At 61.8% G+C, this 12,658-nt stretch carries 9 protein-coding genes; 4 read left to right on the top strand and 5 right to left on the bottom strand.

The window, feature by feature from the left end; all coding sequences use genetic code 11:
* Positions 1-177: 177 nt before the first annotated feature.
* Entirely contained in the window at positions 178-2,010 is a 1,833-nt protein-coding gene (locus AC26AR_RS09240) for a dipeptidase (protein ID WP_488106815.1), read from the bottom strand.
* Between the two features lie 267 nt (positions 2,011-2,277).
* Positions 2,278-3,168 carry a LysR family transcriptional regulator gene (locus AC26AR_RS09245; RefSeq protein WP_084208457.1) on the bottom strand — a complete coding sequence of 297 codons (891 nt, stop codon included), beginning with the start codon at positions 3,166-3,168 and terminating at the stop codon, positions 2,278-2,280.
* 134 nt (positions 3,169-3,302) lie between these two features.
* On the opposite strand from AC26AR_RS09245, the gene AC26AR_RS09250 reads away from it, so the two are divergent.
* The 3 genes from AC26AR_RS09250 (at position 3,303) to AC26AR_RS09260 (ending at position 7,817) form a co-directional block, all read left to right on the top strand.
* The gene (locus AC26AR_RS09250; protein WP_479399574.1) at positions 3,303-4,418 is read left to right on the top strand and encodes a 4-oxalomesaconate tautomerase; all 1,116 of its coding nucleotides are present in this window, start codon (positions 3,303-3,305) and stop codon (positions 4,416-4,418) included.
* A 206-nt stretch (positions 4,419-4,624) separates the two neighbouring features.
* Entirely contained in the window at positions 4,625-5,758 is a 1,134-nt protein-coding gene (locus AC26AR_RS09255; RefSeq protein WP_488106816.1) for a Bug family tripartite tricarboxylate transporter substrate binding protein, read from the top strand.
* Between the two features lie 79 nt (positions 5,759-5,837).
* Positions 5,838-7,817 carry a tripartite tricarboxylate transporter permease gene (locus AC26AR_RS09260; protein ID WP_084208455.1) on the top strand — a complete coding sequence of 660 codons (1,980 nt, stop codon included), beginning with the start codon at positions 5,838-5,840 and terminating at the stop codon, positions 7,815-7,817.
* Between the two features lie 156 nt (positions 7,818-7,973).
* Here AC26AR_RS09260 and AC26AR_RS09265 read toward each other — a convergent pair whose 3' ends face one another.
* Complete coding sequence (locus AC26AR_RS09265) at positions 7,974-8,990, bottom strand: helix-turn-helix transcriptional regulator (RefSeq protein WP_488106817.1); 1,017 nt, start codon at positions 8,988-8,990, stop codon at positions 7,974-7,976.
* 534 nt (positions 8,991-9,524) lie between these two features.
* Here AC26AR_RS09265 and AC26AR_RS09270 point away from each other — a divergent pair.
* Positions 9,525-10,637 carry a CNNM domain-containing protein gene (locus AC26AR_RS09270; protein ID WP_488106818.1) on the top strand — a complete coding sequence of 371 codons (1,113 nt, stop codon included), beginning with the start codon at positions 9,525-9,527 and terminating at the stop codon, positions 10,635-10,637.
* Positions 10,638-10,781: 144 nt separating this feature from the next.
* Here the strand turns inward: AC26AR_RS09270 and AC26AR_RS09275 are convergent, their stop codons facing one another.
* Complete coding sequence (locus AC26AR_RS09275) at positions 10,782-11,591, bottom strand: NYN domain-containing protein (protein ID WP_488106819.1); 810 nt, start codon at positions 11,589-11,591, stop codon at positions 10,782-10,784.
* A gap of 100 nt (positions 11,592-11,691) precedes the next feature.
* On the bottom strand, positions 11,692-12,585 hold the full coding sequence (locus tag AC26AR_RS09280; RefSeq protein ID WP_488106820.1) for a LysR family transcriptional regulator: 894 nt from the start codon (positions 12,583-12,585) through the stop codon (positions 11,692-11,694).
* Positions 12,586-12,658: the final 73 nt, after the last annotated feature.

A 12,658-nucleotide genomic window follows, 5' to 3' on the forward strand; every position in this document is an offset into this window, starting at 1 on the left:
ACTGGGTGATCGGCGACCTTCACAGACGACAACGCCCGCCACTGCCCCTCCATCAGGAGCGGTGGCGGGCGTTGGCATGTGATGCCTGTCACCCAGGCAAGAGGCAATTTCCAGGGCTATTTCAATATGCCATGCAAAAAGCGATTCACATGACGGCGGCCCCGCGAACTCACCCGATTACTTGAGCGAATCCTGATTGCCGATGCGGGCCATCATCTCGGTGAACATCTGGATGTCCAGCAGCAGATTGTCGACACGCTTGAACTCTTCAGAGGTATGCCCGGTATAGGTCTCGCCCGGCATCGACGGCCCGAAGTTGATCGCATTGGGCAGCAGCTTGGCGGTCGTGCTCCCCGCCGAGGAACGCGGTTCGGCATCGAGCCCCGTGGTATCGCCAAAGATGTTGAGCAGCGTCTGGAGCCAGGCACCGCTGGGGTCACGCAGCATCCAGTCGCGAATCTCGACGTTCAGCGCCACGTCCATGCCCTGCTCCTTGGCATAGGCTATGAGCTTTTCCTTGATCACCTGGCTGAGTTCCTCAGGCGACTTCTCGCCCGCCGGAGCCCGCACGTTGACCGCGACACGCAGCGCGTCGTCCTCCTTCTCCAGATAGGTCGGCGTCACCTTGAGCGGCCCCATGAAATCATGGGAGTAGGCGATGCCCAGCAGCTTGCCATGATAATCCAGCCCGTAATTGTCATTCAGGTAGTGCACGGCATCTTCATAGGCACTGTCCTGGAAATCGATACCGGAGGTGGCCAGCAGTCCCGCCAGTCGTGTCACCGGATTCACGCCATTGGCCGGTGCCGATGAGTGGGCCGACTTGCCCGTCACCGTGACGATGACGTCCTCGCCCTTCACTTCACTGGCGACGCTGAAATCCTTGCCGTGCTCGTTGACGTAACGGCTGCCAAGCGCTTCCAGCTTGTGGTTGAGCGCCTTGGCGCCCGTGGCATCACTGGCGTGCAGGGTGGCGACGGAGCGCTCGGGAATCTGGTTGGTCGCAAGTCCCCCCTTGAAGGAAGTGATCGCCGGCAGGCCATCCGCCGCCTGCCCCGTCTGTGTCTCGCGTGCCAGCGGGAAGCGCGCATCGATGGTGCCGAAGCCATTCTCGGCAGTGATTGCCGGATAGCCGCTGTCCAGCACGATGTTGTATTCGGGCAGCGCGTTGTGCGCCTTGTAATAGGCGAAGCCCTCACCGCCGGTCTCTTCCGTCGTCTCGATCATCAGGCGAATGGTGCGCTTGACCGGCACCGCATTCTCCTTGAGAGACTTCATGGCATATAGCGCCGCGGCGATGGAGGCCTTGTCATCCTCGGTGCCACGCCCGTACAGCTTGCCATCGATCTCGGTGACCTCGAACGGATCCAGGTGGGTACCATCCTCAAGCGTCCAGCCCTCCTGGTCCGCCGGCACCACATCCCCGTGGGTGAGAATGCCGAACACATCCTCCCCCGTCCCCTTGAGCTCCACCTCGAAGACACGGTCATCCACGTTGCGGAACGTCAAGCCGAATGCCTCGGCCTTGTCCTTGATCAACTCCCCGAAACGCGAGATCTCGGGGTTTTCATGCTGGGGTTTCTCACCGACCTTGAAGGTCGGGATCGCGACCATTTCCTTGAGCAGCTCCTGGACCTCATCGCCATACTGCAGCCGGTTGTAGACCCCCAGCAGGCGATAGACGTTGACGAAGTCATCCCCCTCCAGCGGCTCGCCGGCCAGATAGTGGTCAATGGCGCCGGAAACCGCGCTGTCTTCCTGATTGCGTTCCGCGACCTGCTTGAGGAAACCGTTGAAGTCTGCCGCCAGTGTCTCCTGCCCCTGCTCGACCAGACTGGCCAGCTGCTCATGCTTGAGCGTGTGCTCGCCCTGCGGCGCGCGCTTGCCAGTGTCATCGGTTGCCATCGGCTCATCTGCGCTGACAGGCAGCGCGCTGCCAAGCCCGAGCGCCAGGCCCAGCGCAAGGGCTGTCTGACGGGAGGTGGCGTGAGTGGCTATGCGGGTACTCATGGGCATGTGCATCCTTGTGTTGGGCAGGTATCCACGTCATCAATGGCCTGACGGCAGGAGGTGGGAGCAAGTCCCTCACCGACCTGCGCCATCAGGCTGATCCCGCGACATCGAGACGCTGTCATCGGCCACGCCGTCGAACATGCTGGCCGTGACCTGTTCCTTTAGTGAAACACAAAAAACTTATACATAAACACCTCATATATTGAGCCTGATCTGGCCAGCCCCTGCACACCTGACACTCATGGGCCCTTCCCTTACGTGTGGTCAGTTCCAGCGCTTGAGCAGAATCTCGATGAACAGCTCCGCGATCGGTGACAGCGACTCACCGCGACGCCGCAACAGGCCAATGGTGCGGTCAATGCGTGGCTCGGGCAGCTCACGCTGACACAGCACCTCGTGCTCCGGCCCGGGCATCGCCATCGACGGCAGGATGGCGACGCCAAGCCCGCTCTCGACCAGCCCCAGCGAGGTCGAGAGATGCTGGACCTCGTAGAAGCCGTCCAGATGCAATCCGGCGGACAGCAGGGTGTTGTCGAGCAGAATGCGGTTGCCGCTGTCGCGGGAGACGGTGATCAGGCGCACATCATCCAGATCGCTCCACTCGACGCGCTTTTTCTGTGCAAGCGGATGGTCGCGACGCAGTGCCAACACGAAGGGATCACGATAGATGGAGGTGAAATCCACTGCCGGATGGTGGGCACTGACCATGTTGATACCAAAGTCTGCCTCCCCCGAGACCACCCTTTCGACCCCTTCATTGGCACTGACATCCAGGATGCGAATCCGGATGCCGGGGTAGGCGGTGTTGAACTCGCGCACCACGCTGGGCAGGAAGTAGAAGGCTGCCGTGGGCAGGCAGGCGATGGTCAGCACCCCCTTGCGATGGGTGGCCAGCTCGCGAACGCCCACCAGAGAGGATTCGTAATCTTCGAGCAACTTGCGGGCTTTTGGCAGGAAATCACGTCCAATTGGCGTCAGTCGGCTTCTCCGTGTCGTACGCTCCAGCACTTTTGCACCGAGCACTTCCTCCAGTTTCTGGATACGGCGCGACAGGGCCGGCTGCGAGATGTGCAGTCGCTCCGCCGCTTCATTGAAGGAATGATTCTCGGCCACTTCGACAAATGCCGACAGATCCAGAAACTCCAATCTATGCATGCAACTATCCTATTGATTCATTATTCGGATTAATGCGCGTAATGGTGACAGTATAGTTTTTATTTGCATTTGATGCATAGATCATCAGCTGTGATGCTTCAGAAAGGCGCAAACAGACAGGAGCGCGTTCCAACATGATGCATTCACTTCCTTGCATGATCCTACGTGGCGGTACCTCTCGGGGCCCCTTCCTGCGTCTGGATCACCTCCCCGCCGATGACGACGGCCGTCGCGAAGTCCTGCGCCAGGTCATGGGCTCCGGCCACGCATTGCAGATCGATGGGCTGGGCGGCGGCAATTCGTTGACCAGCAAGGTCGCCCTTGTCGGCCCCTCCACGCATCCTGAAGCGGATATCGACTATCTGTTCGCCCAGGTCGATGTGGAAGGCGACAAGGTCGATTTCTCGCCGAACTGCGGCAACATGCTGGCCGCGGTCGGCCCCTATGCCATCGAGACCGGCATGATCCCGGCAAAGGGTGACCTGACCCGTCTGCGGATTCACAACCTCAACACCGGCACCCTGATCGACAGCCAGGTCCCGACACCCGATGGTCGCGTCGCCTACCAGGGCGACACGCGCATCAGTGGTGTGCCCGGCGCCGGCAGTGCCATCAAGCTGGGCTTTCTGGGCGCTGTCGGTGCCAAGACCGGCAAGCTGCTGCCCAGCGGTCAGGTCATCGACGTGATCGAGGGCGTGGAGGTGACCTGCCTCGACTCCGCCACGCCGGTGGTACTGATCGAAGCGGCAAGTCTGGGCTGGGCAGGCAACGAAGCGCCCGCCGAGATGGACGCCAACCGTGACGCGATGGCACGCCTCGAGAAGATTCGCCTCAAGGCGGGGGAATTGATGGGCATGGGCGACGTCAGTGACTCGGTGCTGCCCAAGCCGGTGATTCTCTCCGCTCCGCGCACCGAGGGTGGCACCCTGTGCGCACGCTACTTCGTGCCGCACCGCTGCCATGGCGCACTAGCCGTCACGGGGGCCATCACGCTGGCCGTCGCGACCAGTCTCCCCGGCACTCTGGCCAACCGCGTGGCGCTGGCCGCCGGCACGCTGACACCGGGGACTCTGGCGGAGAAGGTGAAGCTCGAACACCCGGCCGGGTTCCTGGACGTCGAGGTCGAACACGCCGATGACGACCCGATGACCCCCAGCCGTGTGTCCCTGCTGCGCACGGCACGCAAGATCATGAGTGGCGAGGTGTTCTTGAACCTCCCGGACTCGCTGGAAATGCCTGAACTCGCCTGAGCGCAGTCCGCGCGCGTGCAGGATCGCCAGGCTTTCACGATCGCATGTGTCTCAGCACCGACAACGCCTCGACAAGCGCGACGAAAGCACTGCAGAAGATTGATTTACAATGCATTTGATTGAAATGAAATGACCTCTCTGCGCCGCCATGCAGTTAGCGCATCACTGATTGACAACGCATTCCAACAATAATCAGGAGTCAGACCATGTCCCTCATCGTGTCTACGCCCAAACGCCATGCCCTCAAGCGCCATGCCCGCACCACCGCCCTGGCCGTCATGCTGCCCGTCATGGGCCTTCTGCCGCTGTCTTCCGCCGTGCACGCCGAGGCGGAAATCCCTGACACCCTGAACTGGACCGTGCCCTTCGGGGTCGGGGGCGGCACCGATGTCTGGGCACGCTTCATGTCCAACTGGGTGACCAAGGACCTGCCGGGCAACCCGGCTGTCGTCATCGACAACGTGCCGGGGGGCGGTTCCATCACCGGCGTCAATCTGTTCAGCAAGCGTGCCGGCGATGACGGCGACGAGATGGTCGTCACCTCGGCCTCTACCCAGTATCCGGCCATGCTGCGTGATCGCCGCGTGCGTTACGACTATGCCGACTGGGAACCGATCCTCGCCGCCCCGACAGGCGGTGTCGTCTATGCCTCAAGCTCGCTGGGCAAGGACAGCGCCAGTGCACTCAAGGCCCTCGCCTCCCAGAAGGTGAAGTTCGCCGGCCAGAACCCGACCGGGCTCGAGATGCCGGTGCTGATGGCGTTCGATCTGCTCGACTTCCAGGTTGATCCGGTCTTCGGCATGAAGAGCCGTGGTGAAGGTCGCCTGGCCTTCGAGCGTGGCGAAGTCGCCCTCGATTTCCAGACCACCTCCGCCTACAGGAGCAACGTCACGCCGCTGGTCGACGCCGGCCAGGCCGTGCCGCTGTTCAGCCTCGGCGTGATGGATGACGAAGGCCACATCGAGCGCGACCCGTCCTTCCCGGACCTGCCGACCTTCTCCGAGCTGTATCTGGCGCAGGAAGGCCATTCACGCGATGACGAGGCCTATCAGATCTTCCACAAGTTCTTCGCCTCCGGTTACGCCATGCAGAAGATGCTGCTGGTGCCGAAGGGTGTCGATCCAGCACTGCTGGAGCAATACCGTCAGGCGGCACGTGACATGGCCAAGGACCCCGAGTTCCTCAAGGAAGCGGCGGTGAAGGTCGGTCCTTATGGCCTGATGGTCGGCAAGGCGGCAGCGGCGCAGTTGCAAGACGCCATGCAACTGAGCGAAACCCAGCACGAATGGGTCAAGCACTGGCTGATGGAACGACACGGTATTCGCCTGCAATCTCGTTGAAGCCCGCTGACGCTCTCCAGCGCCATGACGCTGGAAAGCGCAAGAAGCACCAGAGAAGAACAAGAGGTTGAGCAACGCCATGATCGACACCCTCCTGTCCAGCATTGGACACGTCTTCACGCTGACGCATCTGCTGTTCATGATGATCGGCATCTTCGTCGGCCTGCTGGTCGGCATCATCCCCGGCCTGGGCGGCATCGCCGGCATGGCGCTACTGCTGCCGTTCCTCTACGGGCTCGACCCCGGTTATGCACTGGGCATGCTGATGGGCATGGTCGCGGTCATCCCGACCGGCGATACCTTCGCCTCGGTGCTGATGGGCATCCCCGGTTCCAGCGCGTCACAGGCCACGGTGCTTGATGGCTTCCCGCTGGCCAAGAAAGGCCAGGCGGCGCGTGCGCTGACCAGTGCCTTCCTGTCCTCCCTGTGTGGGGGCGTGATCGGTGCCATCATCCTGACCGGCTTCATCCTCGTCGCACGTCCCCTCGTGCTGGCCTTCTCGTCAGCAGAGCTGTTCGTGTTGACGCTGCTGGGTCTGACGATGGTGGCGGTGCTGTCCGGCAAGAACCTGTTCAAGGGCACGGCGGCCTGTGGTCTTGGCCTGCTGGTCGGTGCCATCGGTGCCGCGCCGGCGACCGGCGAGTACCGCATGAATCTGGATATCGATTATCTCTACGACGGGGTGCCGCTGATCGTGCTGGGTCTGGGCATCTTCGCTCTGCCGGAAATCGTCGAACTGCTGCTGGGGCGTGGCAGCATCGCCAAGGACGGCAACACGGACCTGGGCAAGGGCTGGTCTGCCGGCATCAAGGATGTGGTCAAGAACAGGTGGCTGGTCGCGCGCTGCGCCGGGATCGGCAGCCTGATCGGTACCATCCCGGGTCTGGCGGGTTCCGTGGTCGACTGGATCACCTACGGCTTCGCGGTCAAGACCGCCAAGGACCCGAGCCAGTTCGGCAAGGGCGACATCCGCGGCGTCATCGCGCCGGAGTCCGCCAACAATGCCTGCGCCTGTGGTGCCATGGTGCCGACCCTGCTGTTCGGGGTGCCAGGCTCCGGCACGGCGGCGGTCTTCCTGGGTGGGCTGTTGCTACTGGGTCTGGAGCCGGGCGTGTCGATGATCACCACAAATCTGGACATGACCTACACCATCATCTGGTCTTTGGCGCTGGCCAATATCCTGGGCGCGGGCCTGTGTCTGATGCTGGCGCGTCCGGTCGCGCAGCTGACACGTGTGCCCTTCGCCATTCTGGCGCCGGCCATCACCGTGCTGATCCTGTTCGCCGCCTATCAGGCCAGCCGCTCGCTGGGTGACTGGGCCGCGCTGGGCATGATCGGCATGCTGGGCGTGCTGTTCAAGACGGCAGGCTGGTCGCGTCCGGCCTTCCTGATCGGCTTCGTGCTGGCACCGGGTGCCGAGAACTACTTCTATCAGAGCATGCAGTTCCACGGCGCCGAAGCCTTCCTGCGTCCGGGCGTGCTGATCATCCTCGGCCTGATCCTGCTGGCCTTCTTCCTGCCGGTGATCCGCAAGGCGATCATGCGTCGTCGCCAGACCCATGAAGTGGTCGAGACCGCGCCGTCCCCAGAAGAGGATGTGCTGGAATCACGCGGTTTCGGTGGCGTCGACTTCCTGCTGCTGGGCCTGATGGGTCTCGCCGGCCTCTGGGCGCTCTACGACGTCAAGGATTTGATGCCACTCGGCAAGGCCTTCCCGACCCTGGCCGCCTTCATCACGCTGGTCTCGGTGATTGCCGTGGTCTTCAACGGCTGGCGTCGCGGCATGATTCGCGTCCAACAACCGGCCTTCAAGGCAGTGGGTGTGGTACTCGGCTTCTTCGTGCTGATCGGCGTCAGCGCGTTGCTGGGCTTCGTCTCCACCGCCGTGCTGTTCTGCCTGGGCTTCCAGCTCATCGTCGCACGCAAGTCAGCGGCGTTCGCGGGACTCTTCGCCCTGGGCGTCGCGGTCTTCCTGCTCGGGATGCAGGCGGCCATGAATCTGCACTATCCGACGGGACTGCTGGATGACGTGGTACTGCCGATGATTCCCTTCCTGTAAGGCCTCTCGCGCCGCAGACAGCCACGCAACGCAGCGCAAGAGACACCAGGCAACGCAGCGCAAGAGACACCAGGCAACGACAAGAGAACGGGCCCCCTGAGGGTGCCCGTTCTCTTTTCACGCCCGACCATGACGAAGGCTGACGGCCAGCAGTGCTCAGTCAGCCCGCTGCGGCCGAGCCCGCACAGCCTGGGGCGAGAGCCCGAAATGACGCCGGTAGGCCGTCGCGAAGTTGCAGGCATGCGCATAGCCGACACGATGCGCCACCTGCTGCACACTCATGCCCTGCAACAAGGCCTGACGTGCGCGCTGCATACGACATTCGCGCTGATACTGGCTCAGCGAGCAACCATAGGTCTCGCGAAACTTCTGGCGCAGACTCGACGCGCTCATGCAGGCAAGCCGCGCCAGTTCCGGCAAGGCATGCTGACGCTCCGGCGCCATCTTCAACCGCTGACGCACCGCCTCGAGATGCCGACACGTACTGTTGGATGTCTCCGGGTACCCCGGCGTCAGCCTCTCGTGAGCCCGTTTCTCTCGTCGATTTGCGTTCGGGGCTCGGCCGTCAGCGCCCCTGTCACGAGCGACCCGATCCTCGGACACCTGACCGGCATGACATTGCCGAGCATGCCGGCGGCGCAAGGCACCTCCCAGCAATTGCAGGCCCAGCCCTTGCCATTCCAGCAGACAACATGTCTCACGAGTGTGCTCTGCGCCGTCGAGGCGTTGCGCCAGACGTTCCGCCAGCTGCTGACGAAGGCCTGACCCCGGCCGCCACCGGCGAGGCTGAGCCGGCCAGGGGGGCGAATGCAGATCCCACTCGGCAAAGCGCTGCAGGATGTTGTCGGACTGCTGACGTTCATCCTCGATATGCAGCACCACACACCGCAGCCGCCCGGGGAAGTACCCGACGTTCAGAGCATGCGGGGAACCCACCATCGGAGCGCGAAAGACGCCGCCTTCTCCCCGGGTGACATCGATCTGGACTCGCGCCTCTTCCGCGACCTTCTCGCTTGCACTCGACAGGGGCTCAGGACACGGGCACGTGGCAGTTGGCGTCGCTGCCATGCCCGACAGCCTCAACGTGCCTTCCAGTATCAGGCAGACATAGAGTCCTTCATGGAAGGGATGCACTTCCTGATAGCCGTCACGGATCGTCAGATCACACAGCACCAGACGCCCTCCGGGCCAGACCGGGATCTCCTGAACCCAGCCGGTGCTGTGTGCATAGCGGACGGACTGCCAGCCCCCCCTCCGCACACCGTACGGAGGCAGAGAGGAAGCATCCTGCTGTCTCAAGCCCTGCTGTCTCAAGCCCTGCTGTCTCAAGCCCTGCTGCATGAAAGCGCCGTTCCCTGGAGTCATGGATAGGTAGGAGTTGCCTCTGGGCGTGCGAGCGACGTGCCATGACATCGAAGAAATCGAGGAATTGACTGCCTCACACCTTTATTTATGCAAATTCCCTTGATAAGAGCTGCTTTAAAATACAACAGATCTCAAAAGCAAAACAATCTCATTCATATTTCGCGCTGCGACTCTCCCTCTAGCCTTCTCCACTCGCCTTCTTCCACGCACCCTCTCCCGATAGTGCCTCCGACGCCCGCATGCGCGTCGCGATGACAAGCGCCAGGCAATCAACGCCAAAGGTTTGACAGTCACCGGGCATCTGTCACTAATGGTGGCCTATCCACCCAAGGAGCACGCTGCATGTTTCTGCTGATTCTCTTTGCCGCCATCGCCATCGGCATCTCGTTCATCTGCTCCGTGCTGGAAGCGGCGCTGCTGTCGCTTTCCCCAAGCTATGTGGCAAGCCTGCGTGAGCAACACCCCAAGCGCCATGCGGCGCTGGCCACCCTCAAGGACAACATCGACAAGCCGTTGGCCGCCATCCTGACGCTCAATACCATCGCGCATACGGTCGGTGCGACAGGCGTGGGTGCACAGGTGTCCGTCGTGTTCGGCGAGGCCTGGGTCGGCGTTGCCTCGGCGGTCATGACGCTGCTGATCCTGGTGGCCTCGGAAATCATCCCCAAGACCATCGGTGCCACCTACTGGCGTCAGCTGTCCCCGATGCTGCCCGGCGTGCTCAACATCATGGTCATCTCGCTCAAGCCGCTGATCTGGCTGTCGGAAATGATCACCTCGCGGATCGGCAAGCACTCGCATGACATTGATCTGCGTGGCGAGATCAAGGCGCTCGCACAACTGGGGCTGGAAAAGAAGGCGCTGGAAAATGATGAGCAACGCGTCATCACCAACATCCTCAACCTGCATGAGATGAAGGTGCGTGATGTGCTCACGCCACGTCCTGTCTGCCAGACGGTCAGCCCCGAGATGACCGTGGCCGAGTTCAATGACCAGTTGACGGTCTGGCCCTTCAGCCGCTACCCGGTGATGACCGCCGATGAAAGGACACTGGGCATGATCCACCGCGCCGATGCGCATCAGGCCGAACCCGCCACTCCGCTCAAGGACCTGATGCGCCCGATCAGCGAACTGCACGCCGAAGACAACGTCGAACAGGCCTTCGCTCGCATGCAGCGCGAGCGCCAGCATCTGTGTGTCGTCTACGACAATCTCGGCAACTGGCTGGGGGTCATCACGCTGGAAGACGTGATGGAGACGATTCTCGGCGAGGACATCATCGACGAGACGGACAACGTGGCCAATCTGCGTCGCTTCGCCCGCCAGCGCTGGATCAAGCGCATCGGTGCCGCCCCCTCGACACCGGACGACGCCCGAGAGAGCTCCTCACAGAACGACACATCACCGACAGAACACAAGGCATCAACGGAGGACTCCAAGCCCGGCCAGTCGTGACATGGACTGCGCGAGCCTCGCACGCGTCAGGCGTGAAACCACCGCCACGCTGAACGACAGAAGCCCAGTGACAGCCGGACAGGAGACTGGCCATCACGGGGCTTCTGTGTCGAAAGACATCGTGCATCGTGAGATGACGAGGATTCAGCTGGCGTTTGCCGTCTCCCTGGCCTTTTTCCGGACATACAAATGCACGGAACCGCCTTTGACAGGGCGTTGCCATTTGTCCAGATACTCCAATTGCTGAATCACTCCCCCCAGCTTGCTGGCACCATGATCCGCCGGCGTGAAGCCGGGCATCTTCTTTTTCAGGTAACTTCCCAGCGCTGACAGGGCCGTCCAGCCATCCGTCTGTGGCAGCTCGTTCAGTGCATTGAGGATATGCGACCTCAGCTGTCGCTGTGCCTTGGTCGGCTTGACGAGGGGGACCGTCTCGGCCGGCGGCTTGCTCGGGGGCTTCTTCACGACAGGCGACTTGCTCAAGGGCTTCGCCACGGCGGGCGTATCCGGCTCCCTGCGCAGACACTCGGTATGCAGGAAACTGTCACAGGCGGAAACGAAGGGTTGAGGGGTCTTGGCTTCTCCGAAGCCATGCACGCGCATGCCGCTTTCCCTCAGACGTGTCGCCAGGCGCGTGAAATCACTGTCCGAGGACACCAGACAGAATCCCTCCACATTGCCCGCATACAACAGATCCATGGCATCGATGATCAAGGCGGAATCTGTCGCGTTCTTGCCCTGGGTATAACGGAACTGCTGGATAGGCTGAATGCCATGGTGCAGAAGTGGCTCCTTCCAGGGCGTCAGATTGGAGGTGGTCCAGTCCCCATAGGCGCGCTTGATACTGGCGATTCCCAGTTTCGCGATCTCCGCCAGCAATTCCTCACAGACGGCTGCCTGGGCATTGTCTGCATCAATCAGTACCGCAAATCGATCTTTTCCCGTTGGTGACATGTCTCGCTCCATGATCTACGTCACAGGAGTCTCAAGGTCGCTCCCTGGGTCAATATGTCATGAATCCTGCAAGACAATCACTCGGTAAATCGTCGTTTACTCACGTACGCTGAGCTTCCTCTGCGTCAAAACCCGCGATCAAGGCATCCATCAGCATTCTCACCCGGCGCGGCAGAATCGACGCCTCCGGGCGGACGAGGAAGATGCTGGTATCGGCACCGTCGCCACGAATGTCTTCCAGCAGCGGGATCAAGCGCCCAGAGGCCAGGTCATCGGCGATCAGGTAGTACGGCAGACAGGCAATGCCACGCCCTCCCAGACAGGCGGTATGCAGGGTTTCCAGGGAGTTCGAGAGAAAGCCGCAGCGCATCTCGGGCAGTGACGTGAGTCCCCAGGCGTTGAAGCCACCGGGGAGATTCAGGATCAGGCTGACATGCTCCGCCAGATCCGCCACTGAGCGCGGCGTACCATGTCTTGCTAGATACTCCGGCGATGCACAGATGACACGCTGATTGGTGGCCAACCGCCTGGCGATCAGGCCGGGCTCGGGCTTTGCGGTGCTGCGGATGGCCAGATCCATCCCCTCATGCACCAGGTCGACCACGGCATCCGTCAGGGTCAGGTCCACGATGACCTCGGGATAGCGCTCCATGAAGCGCATCAGCAACGGCATTACCTGCAATTTCCCCAGTGCGTTGGAACACGAGAGACGAATGCGCCCCTTGAGTGCACCACTGCCCTCGGCGATCTCCTGCTCGACATTGCGCAGCCGCTCCTGCAGCTCCCGTGTCTCCGAGGCATAGAGCTGACCCGCCTCACTCAGGCGCATCCGCCGTGTGGAGCGAATCAATAACTGCGAGCCCAGGCGCTGCTCGAGATGCGCGATGCGCTTGCTGATCGCCGAGTGGGTAATACCGAGCTGTCGCGCGGCTCCCGTAAAGGTGCCGGCATCGACCACGGCATGAAAGATATCGAGATCCGTATACGTTTTCATATGTTCCATTGGCTCACGGATGCTGTGCTCACACACCGGATTATCACCAGACACTGCCCATGTCACCATGGCA

It is taken from the genome of Cobetia sp. PS-4MA (assembly GCF_057670765.1).